The organism is Saccharopolyspora sp. NPDC003752 (assembly GCF_053605825.1).
In genome coordinates this window covers 71,847-88,284 of the sequence record NZ_JBSGJZ010000004.1, presented here as the reverse complement: position 1 = coordinate 88,284, position 16,438 = coordinate 71,847, and the positions used below count along the sequence as shown (strand labels likewise).

The window sequence follows — 16,438 nt, the reverse complement described above, 5'->3', positions numbered from 1 at the left end:
CCCTGGCATGGACCATCTGACCTTCCGATTCGAGTTGGCGCAGCAGCTGCGGGTCGACTCCGTGCGGGCCAGCAGCGCCGCCGGGTCCGGGCACCCCACGTCGTCCATGTCGGCGGCCGACCTGATGGCCGCGCTGCTGGACGGGCACCTGCGGCTGGACTTCGACCACCCCGAGGACCCGCGCAACGACCACCTGATCTTCTCCAAGGGCCACGCGTCCCCGCTGTACTACTCGTGCCTGAAGGCGGTCGGCGCGATCGACGACGCCGAGCTGCTCACGTTCCGCGAGTTCGGCAGCCGCCTGGAGGGCCACCCGACGCCGGTGCTGCCCTGGGTCGACGTGGCGACCGGCTCGCTCGGCCAGGGCCTCCCGATCGGCGTCGGCCTGGCGCTGACGGCGCAGCGGCTCGACCGGCTGCCCTACCGGGTGTGGGTGCTCTGCGGCGACAGCGAGATGGCCGAGGGGTCGATCTGGGAAGCGCTGGAGCACGCCGGGCACGAGCAGCTCGACAACCTCATCGCGCTGATCGACGTCAACCGGCTCGGCCAGACCGGGCAGACGATGCACGGCTGGGATCTCGACGCCTACGCCGCCCGGGCGCACGCCGCCGGGTGGCGGGTGCTGCAGATCGACGGCCACGACCCGGAGCAGGTGGAGGCCGCGCTGAAGGACGCCGAGTCCGGCGACGGGCGACCGGTCGCCGTGCTGGCGGCCACCAAGAAGGGCAAGGGCGTCGCCGAGGTCGAGGACCGGCCGGGCTTCCACGGCAAGCCGCTGGTGCACCCGGAGGAGGCGATCCGCGAGCTCGGCGGCATCCGCGACCTGCGGGCGACCTGCGCGAAGCCGGCCGGCGACGAGGTGCCGCACGTCTTCGCGGCGCCCGGCGGCGGGCTGCCCGCGTTCGAGCCCGGCACCGAGGTCGCCACCCGCAAGGCCTACGGCGAGGCGCTGCGCGCGCTCGGCGACCGCCGCGGCGACGTCGTCGCGCTCGACGGCGAGGTGTCGAACTCGACCTTCACCGAGCTGTTCCGCGACGCCCACCCGGACCGCTACTTCGAGATGTACATCGCCGAGCAGCAGCTGGTCGCCGCGGCGATCGGCATGCAGGTGCGCGGGTGGGTGCCGTTCGCCTCGACGTTCGCCGCGTTCCTCAGCCGCGCCTACGACTTCATCCGGATGGCCGCGGTGAGCCGGGCGAACCTGCGCCTGATGGGCTCGCACGCCGGCGTGTCCATCGGCGAGGACGGGCCGTCGCAGATGGCGCTGGAGGACCTCGCCGAGTTCCGCGCGGTGCACGGCAGCACGGTGCTCTACCCGTGCGACGCGAACCAGACCGTGCAGCTCGTCGCGGAGATGGCCGACCGCGACGGCATCAACTACCTGCGGACGACCCGCGGCGCCACGCCGGTGATCTACGAGCCCGGCGAGGAGTTCCCGGTCGGCGGCTCGCGGGTGGTGCGCGACGGCGACGACGTCACGCTCGTCGGCGCGGGCATCACCCTGCACGAGGCGCTCGGGGCGGCGGAAACGCTTGCGCGGGAAGGCATCCAGGCCCGCGTCATCGACCTGTACTCGATCAAGCCGGTGGACGTCGACGCGCTGCGGCGGGCCGCCGCCGAGACCGGCGGGCTGGTCACCGCCGAGGACCACTGGCCGGAAGGCGGCCTCGGCGAGGCGGTGCTCAGCGCCCTCGCGGGCACCGGAGCGCCGGTGCGCGTGCTGGCGGTGCGCGGCATGCCGGGCTCGGGCACACCGGCCGAGCTGCTGGGGCAGGCGGGCATCGACGCTCCCGCCATCGCCCTCGCGGCCCGCGAGATGGTCGCCGTCTGACCCGCCAGCCCCATCCGCTCCGTCATCGCCGAGCCGCGTGTGCGCGCCGCGCCGGAGGGGTAGCCGGATGTCGACCCAACCGGCTCGACGGGCGGGGGGAACGATGCCCGTACCCGATCGCGGAGAACTCCTCAGGTTCCTCTGCCACGTGCGTTTCCCGGCCACCAAGCAGGAGATCTACCAGCAGTGCGTCGCGCTGGGCGCACCGGCGGCGCACCTGGAACGCCTCCGAAGCCTGCCCGACGGCGTCTTCGTCGAGCCCGACACCGTGCTGCAGGCGCTTCCCCATCCGACTCCGTGAATCGTCCATATAGGACAAATCGGCGGTCACTCCTCGTGCTTTCTCCTGGCGTGCCACCAAACGCCGAACGCGACGGCGGCGGTGCCGAGGACCAACGCGATCGCGGTCAGCACCAGCCCGCTCACCAGGCAGAGCACGGCCAGCAGCGCGACGAGGACGAGAACCAGGAACACCAGGATCCGGCGCATGCCACCCCAGCTCCGGCCGCTGTCGAACCGGGCGAACTTCTCCGCCAGCCGAGGATCGCCGGACACCAGCTCGGATTCGATCTCGGCGAGCCTGTCCCGCTCGTGCCTGCTCAACATGACGAGCTCCTAGCTACGTTCCCTTCGACCCCAACGAGGTACCCGCCCCCCACCTGCCTCAAGCCCTTCAAGCCTGGCACGCCGGAGTTCGCCGCCCTACGCGGCAGCCGGGTGATTTTCGGGCACGCACAGCGACGATGCCGATCACTGATCGTTGCCATTCGACGCGCGAAGGCGCGCGGTCGGCTCCACGCCGACCGCGCGCCCGCGGCTGGATCGCTATCGGTCAGGGCGTCGAGCAGGCGCCTGCGGCGCACTCGTTCAGCCAGTTCGACCAGTCCTGGTCGTAGCTCGTGCCGATGGTGCGGGTGAGGAAGTCGCGCGCGCCGTTCCAGTCACCCTGGCGGTAGTAGTTGAGCACGGTGCCGAGCTCGGCGCGGTGCCGGTCGAACATGTACCGGACCGCGAGATATCCCCACCGGTAGGTCCGGTTGGTGTCGCCGTTGTCGTAGGTGGTGTCCCACAACTCGCTCAGCCGGTAGGTCTGCTTGCCGGCCTCGTCGATCGCCTCCTGGTACGGCAGGTCGCGGTAGGAGTAGGAGATGTACTCGCCGACGCCCTCGATCCACCACACCGTGGGCGTGCTGGTCGACGCCGCGAAGTCACCGTGCATGTTGAAGCGCCCGTCGAGGTAGTGCGTGTACTCGTGGTTGAGGTTCCAGATCTCGAACGCGGGCCGCTGCCACTCGGCCTCGTAGGCGATGAACCGCGGCTGGTTGCCCGGCTGCGCGGGGTCGCCTTCGAGGTACATGCCGCCGTTGTTGGTGCTGATCCCGAAGATCGCGCCCGCGTAGGTCTGGTAGTCGGCGCTGGAGTCGAACACGACCACCTCGATGGTCGTGTTGTTGTCGTCCGCCACCGGCTGACCGCCGTCCTGGACCTTCTCGTGGAAGAACGCGTCCTGGCCGTTGAGGCTGGTGCAGCTGGCGTTCAGCTCCTCGGCCACCATCTGCTGGGCGCGGATGCGGATGCTGGGCGAGCAGGTGTGCTCGACGGTCAGCACCGCGTCGGTCAGCCGCTGCTGCAGGTCGCAGGTGCCGTATTCGCCGCAGTTCGGCTTGTCGTAGTAGTCGGTCATCTCGGCGATGCTCACCCACAGCGGCGCGGTCGGGCCGGTCATCTGGCTGCGGCCGAGCAGGTCCTTGAGCATCGGCCGGACCTTGTCGCGCAGCGCCTCGTGCTGCACGAAGCGCCCGAGCTCGCGGCCCGCGTTGGCGGTCAGGAAGCGGTTGTCGGTGCCGAGCAGGTCGAGGTGCTGCGTCGCGAAGGTGTGCACGGTGTCCAGCACGCTCGGGTCGGCGTGGACCGCGTCGACGAAGTCCGGGAACTGGTGCCCGCGGAACAGCACGGTGTAGACGTTGTTGACGGCGTTGACCATCCACCAGAACTGGTCGTAGGACGAGTCGTAGGCGGTGAGCAGCCGCTTGACGATCTCCAAGTAGCGGCCGTTCTCGGTGGAACTGTCGATCAGGATGACCGATTCGGCGAGTACCTGGCCGCTCTCGTCGCTGACCGTTCCGGACTTCGGGTTGCCGAAGAACGCGTCCAGCCCGCCCTGGATCGCCGCCTTGAGCGCCGGCCCGTACTCACCCACGCTTCCCGGGTCGCCCCACTGGACGTAGTACCCGGCGCGAAGGAAGAGCACCAGCTGCAGGGTGTTCGTGCTGTTGTCGCCGGGATAGGCGGCGGCGTTGTCCCGGAGCGCATTGGCGACTGTGACCATCTGCTCTTCCCGGAACGCCCCGTGGGCGTCACCGCCGGTAAGGCGGAACAGCGTGTTGATGCAGTCGGGGGTGGCGGACTGGATCTGACGGACGAGTTCACTTCCGGTATTGCCGGTGAACTGTGCCGGATCGCAGTCCGGCGCCTGCACCTCAGCCCGCATCGAGGGGCGCGGCCGGAACGGGAAGTCCTGCACTTCGAAGTACTTGCGCCGCTGGGCGGAGTCGTCCGCGGGCAGCGGCGGGCGGTCCTTGGCCTCCAGCGTGCGGACCGGGCTCTTTTCCGTTGGCGCGGTGGGCTTTTCGACCGGGCCCGGCGCCGACTGCGCGACGGCGGGCGAAATCAGGGCGAAGACCAGGCTGAGCAGCATGATCCGAAGCGCGGCAGGGCGCCGGCTCCGGGCGGCATGAGGCGGTCTTTTCGGCACGTTCGACCTCCTGGCGAGGAAGATTTCGATAAGGGGGCGGAGCGGGATACCGGTCTCCCGGCTCCTGGAACGTGCGCACGTTGCGGGAATTCTGTCATCAGAAGGACATCTGGCCCCATAAGCGGCGCTATACAGTTCGGCTATGACGATCGAGATCCGGCAGCTGCGGATGATCTGCGCGATCGCGGAGGCGGGCAGCATCACGCGCGCCGCCGCCAGGATGGAACTCACCCAACCGGCGCTGAGCAACCAGCTGCACGCGATCGAACGGATGCTGGGCCATGCGCTGTTCGTCCGGAGCAGGACCGGCGTCGTGCCGACGGAATTCGGGCGGCGGACCCTCGATCGCGCCCGGATCGTGCTGTCGGAGGTCGATTCCCTCTTCGGCGGCGCGGGCGGGCCGCAGGCGTCGACCGAGCCACTTCACCTGGGATGTGCCCACATAGCGTGCATTTCGAGCATCGTGGACCGCGTCCAGGCCGCCCCGCTGGGGCGTTCGGTGATGCTGCACGTCGAGTCTTCCGCCGCGGTGCTGGCGGATTCGCTCACCAGCGGCCGGCACGACGCGGCCCTGCTGGGCATCATGGCGGGTTTCGACGTTCCGCTGGAGCGGCCGGTCATCACCCGCGTGCTGATCCCGCGCTATCCGTGCTTCGTCGCGCTGGCCGCCGACCACCGGTTGGGCGGCCGCGAACAGGTGCGGCTGGGCGACCTGCGCGACGAGGCGTGGATCGGTCCGCCCGGCGCCGACGACGGCTCGCTGGCCGCGCTCCGCGCCGCGTGCCTGGAAGCCGGTTTCGAGCCCCGGATCCGCTTCGAGGCGCCCAGCGGCGGCGGCCGCGAGCTGGTCGCCAACGGCCACGGGATCCGCGTGGTGGAGCCCACGTTCGCCGCGCCGCCCGGCACCGTCGTCCTGCCCTTGGAAGGAGATCCGCTGGTCGCGCGGCTGGTGGTGGCCTGGCGACCGGACCGCATCACCCGGGAGCAGGCGGGCCTGCTCTACCGGGAGATCGCCCACGCCTACCTGCTGCACGTCGCGGACAATCCGCTGTTCCACCAGTGGTGGCAGGCCCATCCCGAGATGCACCCGGTGCTCTGAGCCGGAATTCCCGCTCACATGGCCGAAGGTTGCCCCGGCGCAACCGCGAGAGGTAGACAATGTGCATGATTGCGCCTCGCTCCTCATCTCCCTCGCGCGGAATTCCGCGGTGTCCGGCCACTTCCCGAACCGGCCGGTGAGCGGGGCGTGACCGTCGACGATGCGGTGAACTCCGATGCCACCCGGACCCGGCGGCTCGTGCAGCGCCGGACCATCCGCGCGCTGATCTGCTCGCAGGTCCTGGCCGGTGCCGGGCTGTCCTCCGGCGTGGTCGTCGGGGCGCTGCTGGCCGAGGACATGCTCGAATCCAAGCGCTGGGCCGGGATCACCAGCGCGCTGTTCACCCTCGGCGCAGCCGCCGCCGCACTGCTGATCGGCCGGTTGTCGCAGCGCGGCGGCCGCCGCCGCGGCCTTTCGGCCGGCTACGCCATCGGCGCGCTCGGGGCGCTCGGGATCGTGGCGGCGATCCTGCTGGACAACGCCGTCCTGCTGCTGATCGCGTTCCTGCCCTACGGCGCGGGCACGGCGACGAACCTGCAGGCCCGCTACGCGGGGGCGGATCTGGCAGATCCCGCGCACCGCGGGCGCGCCCTGAGCATCGTGCTGCTGGCGACCACCGGCGGCACGGTGCTCGGCCCGAACCTCACGGAAGTCACCGGCTCAGCGGCAGAATCCGTTGGCCTGCCTGCGTTGTCCGGGCCGTTCCTGCTCTCCGCCGTCGCCTACGGCGCGGCGGCCGTGCTGCTGACCGCGATGCTCCGGCCGGACCCGCTGCTGACCGCGCGAGAGCTCGCCGCCCAACAGGATTCCGGCCCGGCGCGGCCCGGCGGGAACGGGCCGCGCGGCGGCCTGGCGCTCGGCGCGGGGGCGATGGTGCTGACCCAGCTGGTCATGGTGGCGGTGATGACCATGACCCCGATCCACATGCGCGACCACGGTCACGGGCTCGCCGAGACCGGCTTGGTGATCGCCGTGCACATCGCGTGCATGTACCTGCCGTCGCCGCTGACCGGCGCGCTCGCCGACAAGTTCGGCCGGCGAGCGGTGATCGCCGCCGGCGGCGTCGTGCTGCTGGCCGCCGGGCTCGTCGCGGCATTCGCCCCGGAGCACTCCGTCGCCGGGCTCGCGATCGGCCTGGGCCTGCTCGGGCTCGGCTGGAACCTCGGCCTGCTGGGCGGGACCGCGATGGTCACCGACGCCGCCCCGCTCGCGAACCGGGCCCGCATCCAGGGTCGGGTCGACCTCGCGGTCTCGCTGGCCGGCGCGACGGCCGGGCTCTCCAGCGGGCTCGTGATGGCCTCGACGAGCTACAGCGCGCTGGCCATCGGCGGCGGCGTGCTCGCCGTGTGCGTGGTGCCGTTCCTGATCCGCATCGGTCAGGCCGCGGAGTAGTGCACGACCCCTTCGACCTCCTCCTTCACGAGCTTGCCCTGCAGGCTCAGCACGTCCAGGTGGGCGGCGGTTTCCAGCACCGCCATCATCTGGTTGAAGGGGTCGCCGAGCTCGTCGAAGCTGCGCTCGCGGCGGGTCCAGGTCAGCGCCCGCGCCGCCTCGTACGCGGTGCTCGCGCCGTTCACCACGACGGCCGCCATCGCGTCGAGGCGGGAGTCGTGGTGGTCGAGCAGTTCGTCGACGCGCTGGTGAACGCTGTCGGTGGCCGGGCCGTGCGCGGGCAGCAGCCGCATGTCGGGCAGCGCGCGGACGAGCCGCAGCGACGCCAGGTAGTCGCGCAGCGGGGTCTCGGTGGGGGCCTGCTCGAACCCGATCGACGGCGTGATGTGCGGCAGCACGTGGTCGCCGGCGAACATCAGCCCGGCGGCGTCGTCGATGAAGACCAGGTGGCCGCGGGTGTGGCCGGGCGTGGCCAGCGCGCGCAGCGGCCGGTCGGCGAGCGTGATGTCGGTGGACTCGCCGATCCACTCGTCGGGGTCTTCCCAGAAGTGCGGGCCACGCGGACCGTCGTCGCGGGCGGCGATGACCGCGTCGCGCACCGGCTTCGCGCCGCATTCGGCGAGCAGCTCGATCTGCTTGGCCAGCGGCCGGTGCCCGGGATCCTTCAGGACGTCGATGGTGTGGTGCTCGTCCTCGCCCAGCAGCACCTTGGAGCCGAACTCCCGCCGCAGCGCCACCGCCTGCGTGTAGTGGTCGCGGTGCGCGTGGGTGACCAGGAACCGGTTGATGTCGCCGAGCCCGGCGCCGATCTGGCGCAGCGCGGCGGCGAGCTGCTCGCGCGCCTCGTCCAGCGCCCAGCCGCCGTCGACGAGCGTCAGCGTGTCGCCGTCGGCGATCGCGTAGACGTTCACGGCGCGCAGGCCGTCGTTGGGAAGGGGCAGCGGGATCCGGTGCACGCCCGGCGCGACTTCGTACGCGCCCGGCTCGATCCACTCGTGCCGCGAGTCGCCCATGACCACACCTCCAAGCGCGCCCCCACCTGGGCGGTCCATCAGGAGTACCACACCCATACCAACCAGTCAGTACGCCTGTGACGACATCGCGGCGCCCGATTCCGGCCCCGCCCGGCCGCCGCGTCCGACCGCCGCCGGGTGCCGATGGGCGCGGGAATCGCGGCCGAGCTGGGAAATTTAGCCACGCGAACGGCCCGGCGGACCGCCGACCAGATCGTCCACACAGGACACCTGCCACGCGGGACGGCGCCGAATCGTGGCGTTCATCACGTTCGACCGATCACCGATCCGCGAACATCCGGCAGGACATGACGTTTCGGCTGGTCACGGGCCCGTGTGCACTTCGTGTCGCCATAGCAGCAGAAAGTACGCACGGGCATCTACCAGGGCAAACGCCTCGCCGGGCGGATCACCCGCCCCGGAGGCCGTCGGCGCCGGCGCCATCCGGCCGACGCAAAGCGTGGCATGTTCGTTCCAGAATGGGATGTTGACTGTCGATATGGAATGGATGTTTCATTCTGTGCCGATGGGTCGCCTGCCGGTGGCTCCGCCGTTCTCCGCCAGCTGGAGCAGCCGTTGCCTGATCGAACCCGCGCCCCGCGCAAGCTGCGCCTGTGGGAAGCCCTGGCCCTGTCCGTGGGCCTGATGGGCCCGACCCTCGCGATGGGCCTCAACGGCGCGGGCGTCGCGGCCACCGCCGGGAAGGCCGTGCCGCTCGTCTTCGTCCTCGGGCTGATCGGCGTCGCCCTGGTCGGCTACGGGTTCTGGCGGCTCACGCAGCACTTCAACCACGCCGGTTCGGTCTACGCCCTGGCCGGGGCGACGATCGGGCCGCGCGCCGGGTTCTTCGGCGGCTTCGCCCTGCTTGGCACCTACCTCTTCTTCCTGACCTGCACGCTCGCCGCGACCGGCGTCTTCGCGCACGCCTTCCTGCAGGCGCTGGGGATCCCGGCCGCGAAGCCGTGGCTGGTCGTGGCCCTGCTCGCCGCCGTCGCGGTCGGCCTGCTCAACTCGCGCGACACCCGCATCACCGCGCGCACCCTGCTGATCGTCGAAGGCGTCGGCATCGTCGCGATGGCGGTGCTGGCGTTCGTGGTCATCGGCCGGGTGGCGGGCGGCTCGGCCCCGCGCGGGCAGACCCTCGACCTGTCGGTCTTCACCGCGCAGGGAACGACGCTCGGCGCGGTCATGACCGCGACCGTGTTCGCGTTCGTGTCCTGGGCGGGCTTCGAGGCGTGCGCGTCGCTGGGCGAGGAAACCGACAACCCGCGCCGCAACATCCCGCGGGCGCTGGTCGGCAGCGTGCTGCTGACGGGCGTGCTGTACGTCTTCGTGATGTTCGCCCAGACCATCGGGTTCGGCACCGACGAGGCCGGCGTCGCGGAGTTCGCCGGCTCCGAGGCCGCCCTCGCGACGCTGTCCGAGCAGTACGTCGGGGCCTGGTTCGCGCTGGTCATCGCCTTCACCGCGGTGGCGTCGGCGTTCGCCTCCGCGCTGTCGTCGTCGGCCGCCGCCGCGCGGCTGGTCTACGCCCTGGCCCGTGACGGCTTCGGCCCCGCCCGGCTGGCCCGGACCAGCCCGCGCACCGGCGCGCCGACCGCCGCCTTGGCGTTCGTGTGCGCGGTGGCGGCGATCCTGGTGGCGATCGTCGCCGGGTTCGGGGTTTCCGCGTTCGACGCGTACTACTGGTTCGCGACCATCGGCGTGCTGTGCATCCTGGTCGCCTACGCCGTCGCCGGGGCCGGGGTCATCGCGTTCACGCTCTCCGGCCGCGCCTCGATCCCCAAGTACGAGATCGTGCTGCCGGTCGCGGGCATCGCCTACCTCGGCTTCGTGATCTTCACGCAGTCGGCCGGTCAACCCGCGCCGTTCTCCTACTTCCCGTGGATCGCCGGGGCCTGGTGCCTCGCCGGTGCCGTCGTGCTGCTGGCCGCCCCCGGGCTGGCCCAGCGCATCGGCGAGCGGCTGACCGCCGAACTCGCCGCCCAGGAACCGCAGGCCGAGAGGGGCACGCTGTGACCACCGTTTTCGTCGCCACCTGCGATCTCGCCGGGCTGACCCGCGGCCGGTCGGTGCCGGCCACCGAGCACGACGCGGTGCTGCGCAGCGGCGTCGGCTGGGTGCCCGCCGACCTGGCGGTGTCAGCGTTCGGCCCGATCGCCCCGGACAACGTCTTCGGCTCGCAGGGCGACCTGCGGCTGCGGCCCGACCCCGCCACCGGCATCGACATCCCGGCCGACGGCGAGCAGCCGGGCCTGCGGCTCTACCTGGCCGACCAGACGCTGCCCGACGGCAGTCCCTGGCCGTGCTGCCCGCGCACGTTCCTGCGCGACGCGGTGGACGAACTGCGCGCCCGCACCGGATTCGAGGTCGTCGCGTCGTTCGAGCACGAGTTCGTGCTCTCGGGGCTGCCCGCTTCGGCGCCGTTCTCGCTGCACCGGTTCCGGACCGCCGAGCCGTTCGGCTCGGACCTGGTGCGGCTGCTGGCGGACGCCGGGCTGCGCCCCGAGACGTGGCTGCCCGAGTACGGCGACGGGCAGTTCGAGATCACCCTGCACCCGGATTCCGCGCTGGTCGCGGCGGATCGCGCGGTGCTGCTCAAGGAGCTCGTCCGAGACCTGGCCCGGCGGCGCGGGCTCGGCGCGAGCTTCGCGCCACTGCTGGATCCGGCCGGGGTCGGCAACGGCGTGCACATCCACCTGAGCCTGCGCGACGCCGATGGCCGCCCGGTGTTCTTCGACGCCGGACGGCCCGGCCGGCTGTCCACAGTGGGCAGCCGGTTCGCGGCGGGTGTCCTGCGGCACGCGGCGGCGCTGACCGCCTGGACCGCGCCGAGCCCGGTGTCGTTCCTGCGGCTGACCCCGCACCGGTGGAGCGTCGGCGGCGCGTTCCTCGCCGAGCGCAACCGCGAGGCGATGCTGCGGATCTGCCCGACCTCCGGGCCCGACCCGGCGGCGCAGTTCAACCTGGAGTTCCGGGCCGCCGACGCCACCGCCAACCCGTGGCTCGCGCTCGGCGTGCTGATCCGGGCCGGGCTGGCGGGCCTGGCCTCGGACCACGACGAGCCGGTGGTGTGGCCGGAGGACGCCACCGAGGCCGATCTCGCCGGGGTGCCCGCGCTGCCCGACTCGCTCGAATCGGCGCTGAAAGCACTGGAATCCGATGATGTGGTGCGATCGTGGTTCGACCCGAAGCTGCTGGCCACGCAGCTCTCGGTGAAGCGCACCGAACTCGCGCACCTCGACGGACTCGACGACGCGGAACGCACCCGGAGGATCGCGGATGTCTACTGAGGACCTCGCGGCGGCCGTCGACGGCCTGCCGCTGGTGGACCACCACGTGCACGGCGCGCTGGCCGGTGAGGTGGACCGCCCGGCGCTGGAACTGATGCTCACCGAATCCGACCGGCCGGTGCCGGCGTGGATGACCCAGTTCGACTCGCAGCTGGGCTTCGCCATCCGCCGCTGGTGCGCCCCGGTCCTCGGCCTGCTCGCGCACGCCGACGCGGCCGACTACGTGGCGCGGCGGGAAGAGCTCGGTGCCGAGGAGGTCACCCGGCGGCTGCTGGCGGCCAGCGGCATCGGGCACTACCTGGTCGAAACCGGCTACAAGGGCGACGAGATCCTCTCCCCCGGCGGAATGGCGTCGGCCTCCGGCGTCCCGGCCGACGAGGTGGTGCGCCTGGAGGCGGTGCTGGAGGACCTCGCGCGCAGCGGAGTGGGCGCGGCCGAGCTGCCGTCGCGGTTCCCGGAGGTGCTCGCGGAGCGCACGGTCGATGCGGTCGGGCTCAAGAGCATCGTCGCCTACCGCTACGGCTTCGACTTCGATCCGCAGCGCCCGTCGGAGGCGGAAGTCGTTGCGGCCGCTGGCAATTGGCTGCGGTCCGGCTCCACGCGGGTCGACGATCCGGTGCTGCTGCGCTTCCTGCTGTGGTCAGGCGTCGACCGGGGCCTGCCGTTGCAGCTGCACGCCGGGTACGGCGACCCCGACGTCGAGTTGCACCGCTGCGACCCGCTGCTGCTGACGCGGTTCATCAAGCTGGTCGAGCCCTCCGGTGTCGACCTGATGCTGTTGCACTGCTACCCGTTCCACCGCAACGCCGGATACCTGGCCCAGGTGTTCCCGCACGTGTACTTCGACGTGGGGCTCGGGGTGAACTACAGCGGCGTCCGCTCCGCAGCGGTGGTCGCCGAGTCGCTGGAGCTCGCGCCGTTCGCGAAGATCCTGTTCTCCTCCGACGCCTGGGGCCCGCCGGAACTGCACCACCTCGGCGCGTTGCTGTGGCGGCGGGGAATGCTCAAGGCGCTGTCGGAGTGGGTCGAGGCCGGCGAGTGGTCCGAGCCGGACGCGATCCGGGTGTTCCGCATGATCGGCCAGGACAACGCGCGCCGCGTCTACCGGCTGGACCAGCGGTGAAGCGGCTGCTGGCGGAGCTGGAGCGACAGCTGGAGTCCGCAGTGGACATCCGCCACCAGATCCACGCCCGGCCGTGCGTGTCCGGCGCCGAGGGCCCCACCCTGGACCTGGCGCTGGCGAACCTGCCGGGAGCGGTGACCAGGATCGGCGACACCGCCGCGGTCGTGCGGATCGGCGGCGAGGGCCCGGCCGTCGCAGTGCGAGCGGAGCTCGACGCGCTCGCGATCACCGAGCGGACCGGCGTCGACTGGGCATCGCGGCATCCGGGTGCGATGCACGCGTGCGGCCACGACGTGCACCTCGCCGCGTTGATCGCGCTGGCGCGCGCCGTCGACGAGGTCGGTGGCCCGGCGCCGCTGCTCGCGGTGCTGCAACCGCGCGAGGAGACCTACCCTTCGGGGGCGGCGGAGATCGCGGAAAGCGGTGTCCTGCAAGCAGAGCAGTGCCGTTCGGTGATCGGTGCGCACGTGCAGCCGCTGCTGCCCGCAGGGACGGTGGCGTGCACGCCGGGCGTGGTCAACGGCTCATCGGATGAGTTCACGCTGACCGTGCGCGGCGAGGGCGGGCACGCCGCGTACCCGCACCGCACGCGCGACCCGGTGATGGCGCTCGCGCACGTGATCGTCGCGCTGCAGAGCATGATCAGCCGGACCATCGACCCGATGGCGTCGGTCGTGCTCAGCGTGACGACCCTGTCGGCGGGCACGGCCGCGAACGTCGTTCCGGGGCAAGCCGTTGCGCGCGGCACGGTGCGCGCGATGACGACCGCCGATCGCACGGACGTCCACAAGAGACTGGTCGAGGTCGCCGACCTGACCGCCCGCGCGCACGGCTGCTGCGCCGAGGTCGACTTCGTGCACGGCGAGCCGGTCCTGGACAACGACGCGGAGCTGGTGGAGGCGACCGCCCCGCTGCTCGGCGAGCTGGGCCTGCGGGTCTCCGACGACCTGCGCTCGGCCGGATCGGACGACTTCTCCTACTTCTCCGAGCTGCTCCCGTCCCTGATGATGTTCGTCGGCACCCACGGCGGCGCGGAACAGCTCCACTCCCCCACGTTCCTCCCGCCGGACGACCGGATCCGCGACGTCGCCCACGCCATGCTCGCGGGCTACCTCGCCGCCACCTGACGCCACCCCCCGGGTCAGGGCCGCTAACAGCGGAAACGCTACTCCGCGACGTCGTCGGCCAGGTCGTCGTAGCGGGCCAGACGCTTGCGCGGTTCGTCGCCGAGCTCGTCGACCAGCGCCGCCACCACCGCCTCGACCAGGGCGAGGGCTGGGACCAGGGAGTCGAACGGGGACGGCGCCTGCACGCTGGCGGGCAGCACGATGTCGGCCGAGCTCGCCAGCGGCGACAGCCACGGGTCGGTGAACAGGATCAGCGCCGCGCCCTGCTTCTTGGCGAGGTCGCCGAACCGGATGGTCGCCTTCTCGTACCGCCGGTAGTCGAACGCCACCACCACGTCGCGGCGACCCATGTCGAGCAGCGCGGCTGCGCGGTCGCCGCCGCCTTCGGGCACGTGCGAGGTGCGCGGCCGCAGCTCGCGGAGGTGCCCGGCGAGGTACTGCGCCAGGATCCCGCTGAAGCGGCCGCCGATGGTCGTCACCGGGCGGCGCGCGTCGGCGAGCAGGGCCACCGCCGCGTCCACCTCGGCGGCGGGCACCGCCTCCAGGCTCGACCGGATGCCCTGCGTGAAGGTCTCCACCGACCGGTCGAGGGCGTGATCGCCGCCCCGGCCCGCGGTCCTGGCGTACATGTCCAGCGGCGAGGACAGCCGCTCGCCCAGCTCGTCCTTGAGCGCCTGCTGGAACTCCGGGTACCCGACGAAACCCAGCTTGCCGACCAGCCGGAGCACGGTCGGGGCGCTGACCCCGGCCCGGGCCGCCAGCCGGGCCACCGGCTCCAGCCCGGCGAGCGGGTAGTCGGCCAGCAACAACCGGCAGACCTTCCGCTCCCCGGCGGTGGCGGTGTCCTGCTGCTGCCGGAGCAACTCCACCACGGGAGCTCGACCACTCATGAAGAACCCCACCAAGTCCGCGAAACCCCACCACATCGGACTATACCCATCCGGCGGTCGCGGGCGGTCCTCAGTGGACCGCGGACTTGACCGGGCGCGGACAGGACGTTTAAGGTCGCTGGGTTCTGGGCATCTGATGTCGCGCGAGGGGGTCCGGGTGTCGCTGCCGGAAGAGCTCGCCGAGCGGCTGCTCGGGGCGATCATCGACGGCACCCACCCGCCCGGGGTCGCGCTGCCGTCCGAGAGCGAGCTCGCCGAGCAGTTCTCGGTGAGCCGGCTGACCGTCCGCGAGGCCGTCAAGGCCCTCCGGGTGCAGAACGTCGTGCGCATCCAGCGGGGTCGCGGAACCTACGTGAACCCGCCCGCGCAGTGGACCGCGCTGGATCCGATGATCCGGGCCGCCACGGCGCCCCGGTCGAGCCGGGTGGTGTCGGAGAGCCTGATCGACGCGCGCCGGCTGCTGGAGGTCGGGGCCGCCGAGCTCGCCGCCGTCAAGCGGACCGCGGCCGACCTGGCGCAGCTGCGCGAACAGCTGCAGGACATGCAGTCCGCCGCCGACACCGACGACGTGGAGCTGTTCGTCGCGGCCGACATCGCCTTCCACAACACCGTGATGCAGGCGACGGGGAACGCGTTCATCCCGCTGATGTTCGAGCCGTTCGGGCGGCTGCTGGTGGAGGGCCGGCGGGAGACCTCGTCCGTCCGCGAGATCCGCGCCAACGCGATCGAGCACCACACCAAGATCCTGCACGCGCTGGAGGCGGGAGATCCGGCGACGGCCAGGCAGGCGATGATCGACCACCTCGCGCAGACCTCCGAAGACCTCCGCACCCACGTGATCGACAAGCGCCCCTGACGCTCCGCGGTTTCAGGCGAGGTGGAGGTCGGACCAGGGGTCGGTGGGGACCACCTCGGTGCTGCGGCCGAGGTCGTCCAGCAGCCGGGACTGGCGCTTCAGCTGGTGCAGGGTGATCGCGCGCTCCGCCAGGGACAGCGACGGCAGGCGGGCCGCCAGGCGTTCCTCCAGGTGCTGGCTATCCTCCGGTGACCGCAGCCAGACGATCATCACCAGGTTGTGCCGTCCCGTCACCGCCGCGCAGAACCGGATCTCCGGCAGCGTCGCCAACGTCCGGCCCACCGCGGCCAGCTCGTCAGGCGGCACGTTCGCCCAGAAGATCGCCGAGATCGGCCAGCCGGTGAGGCTCTGCGCGACCTCGCAGCGGATCGACACCAGGCCGTGGTCCACGAGCCGCACCAGCCGCCGCCGCGCGGTGGACACGCTGGTGCCGGTCAGCTCGGCGAGCTCCGCCACGGAACGACGGCCGTCGACGCTCAGCGCGACGATCAGGTCGCGGTCCTGCTCGGTCAGCACGCCCTGGCGGGCGCGCGGCGGCGCGTGCTCCGCCAGCTCGGCGCGCTGTGCGGGGGTGAGCGCGTTCAGCCGCCAATGCGCGCCCTCGCCGTAGACCGTGGTGGCCGTGTGCACGCTGGTGCGCCGGACGCCGGGATGGTGGCTGAGCTCGTCCAGCACGAACCGGGACAACGCGGGCAGGCTCCGCGCGTTGATGATCACGAACAGGTCCCGCCCGCTGCCGACGTGGTGCACCGAAACGACCTGCGGCAGCCGCGCGAGCAGCATCGCCAGCCCGTCCCGCTCGGCCGGCAGGCAGTCGATCTCCACGCAGCCGAGCACGTGCGCCGACGGCGCGGTCAGCCGCGCGTACGCGGTCATCCACACCAGGCCTTGCTCGGTGATCCGCTGCCACCGGCGCGCCACCGTGCTCGGGTCGACGCCGAGCACCGCGCCCAGCACCTGCCAGGAGCCGCGCGGGGCGATCTGCACGGCGTTGACCAGGGCCAGGTCCAGCTCGTCGAGGTTGGACGAATCTTGCATGCACGAACCTTCATGTGACCG

General features: G+C 71.9%; 14 protein-coding genes. 9 read left to right on the top strand and 5 right to left on the bottom strand.

What is annotated here, in order from left to right; translation table 11 throughout:
- Positions 1-7: 7 nt before the first annotated feature.
- Both ACWEV3_RS07355 and ACWEV3_RS07350 read left to right on the top strand, forming a co-directional pair.
- A complete protein-coding gene (locus ACWEV3_RS07355; RefSeq protein WP_452613050.1) occupies positions 8-1,831 on the top strand; it encodes a transketolase in 1,824 nt (607 codons plus the stop codon).
- A 103-nt stretch (positions 1,832-1,934) separates the two neighbouring features.
- The gene (locus ACWEV3_RS07350; RefSeq protein ID WP_358493869.1) at positions 1,935-2,132 is read left to right on the top strand and encodes a DUF2795 domain-containing protein; all 198 of its coding nucleotides are present in this window, start codon (positions 1,935-1,937) and stop codon (positions 2,130-2,132) included.
- A 26-nt stretch (positions 2,133-2,158) separates the two neighbouring features.
- Here the strand turns inward: ACWEV3_RS07350 and ACWEV3_RS07345 are convergent, their stop codons facing one another.
- Positions 2,159-2,437: a DUF3040 domain-containing protein gene (locus ACWEV3_RS07345; protein ID WP_452613049.1), complete on the bottom strand. Its 279-nt coding sequence runs from the start codon at positions 2,435-2,437 to the stop codon at positions 2,159-2,161.
- A gap of 226 nt (positions 2,438-2,663) precedes the next feature.
- A complete protein-coding gene (locus tag ACWEV3_RS07340) occupies positions 2,664-4,529 on the bottom strand; it encodes a collagenase (protein WP_452613048.1) in 1,866 nt (621 codons plus the stop codon).
- A gap of 199 nt (positions 4,530-4,728) precedes the next feature.
- Between ACWEV3_RS07340 and ACWEV3_RS07335 the strand changes: the two genes are divergently transcribed.
- Together ACWEV3_RS07335 and ACWEV3_RS07330 are read left to right on the top strand one after the other, a co-directional pair.
- Positions 4,729-5,685 carry a LysR family transcriptional regulator gene (locus ACWEV3_RS07335; protein WP_452613047.1) on the top strand — a complete coding sequence of 319 codons (957 nt, stop codon included), beginning with the start codon at positions 4,729-4,731 and terminating at the stop codon, positions 5,683-5,685.
- A gap of 147 nt (positions 5,686-5,832) precedes the next feature.
- Positions 5,833-7,077, top strand: coding sequence for an MFS transporter (locus ACWEV3_RS07330; RefSeq protein ID WP_452613046.1), 1,245 nt, complete (start codon positions 5,833-5,835; stop codon positions 7,075-7,077).
- Here the strand turns inward: ACWEV3_RS07330 and ACWEV3_RS07325 are convergent.
- Positions 7,062-8,090, bottom strand: coding sequence for an MBL fold metallo-hydrolase (locus ACWEV3_RS07325; RefSeq protein WP_452613045.1), 1,029 nt, complete (start codon positions 8,088-8,090; stop codon positions 7,062-7,064). The genes ACWEV3_RS07330 and ACWEV3_RS07325 overlap by 16 nt on opposite strands.
- A 576-nt stretch (positions 8,091-8,666) precedes the next feature.
- Here ACWEV3_RS07325 and ACWEV3_RS07320 point away from each other — a divergent pair.
- From ACWEV3_RS07320 to ACWEV3_RS07305, 4 genes are read left to right on the top strand one after another with little or no spacing between them, the layout of a single operon-like run.
- A complete protein-coding gene (locus tag ACWEV3_RS07320) occupies positions 8,667-10,109 on the top strand; it encodes an APC family permease (protein WP_452613044.1) in 1,443 nt (480 codons plus the stop codon).
- Entirely contained in the window at positions 10,106-11,383 is a 1,278-nt protein-coding gene (locus ACWEV3_RS07315) for a glutamine synthetase family protein (protein ID WP_452613043.1), read from the top strand. Before ACWEV3_RS07320 ends, ACWEV3_RS07315 begins: the two co-directional genes overlap by 4 nt.
- A complete protein-coding gene (locus tag ACWEV3_RS07310; protein ID WP_452613042.1) occupies positions 11,373-12,506 on the top strand; it encodes an amidohydrolase family protein in 1,134 nt (377 codons plus the stop codon). Before ACWEV3_RS07315 ends, ACWEV3_RS07310 begins: the two co-directional genes overlap by 11 nt.
- Complete coding sequence (locus tag ACWEV3_RS07305) at positions 12,503-13,633, top strand: M20 metallopeptidase family protein (RefSeq protein ID WP_452613041.1); 1,131 nt, start codon at positions 12,503-12,505, stop codon at positions 13,631-13,633. Before ACWEV3_RS07310 ends, ACWEV3_RS07305 begins: the two co-directional genes overlap by 4 nt.
- Positions 13,634-13,671: 38 nt before the next feature.
- On the opposite strand, the gene ACWEV3_RS07300 is transcribed toward ACWEV3_RS07305, so the two are convergent.
- Positions 13,672-14,523 carry a MurR/RpiR family transcriptional regulator gene (locus ACWEV3_RS07300; RefSeq protein WP_452613040.1) on the bottom strand — a complete coding sequence of 284 codons (852 nt, stop codon included), beginning with the start codon at positions 14,521-14,523 and terminating at the stop codon, positions 13,672-13,674.
- Positions 14,524-14,680: 157 nt separating this feature from the next.
- Between ACWEV3_RS07300 and ACWEV3_RS07295 the strand changes: the two genes are divergently transcribed.
- Complete coding sequence (locus ACWEV3_RS07295; RefSeq protein WP_452613039.1) at positions 14,681-15,379, top strand: FadR/GntR family transcriptional regulator; 699 nt, start codon at positions 14,681-14,683, stop codon at positions 15,377-15,379.
- Positions 15,380-15,391: 12 nt separating this feature from the next.
- Here the strand turns inward: ACWEV3_RS07295 and ACWEV3_RS07290 are convergent, their stop codons facing one another.
- On the bottom strand, positions 15,392-16,417 hold the full coding sequence (locus ACWEV3_RS07290; protein WP_452613038.1) for an Lrp/AsnC family transcriptional regulator: 1,026 nt from the start codon (positions 16,415-16,417) through the stop codon (positions 15,392-15,394).
- Positions 16,418-16,438 lie beyond the last annotated feature (21 nt).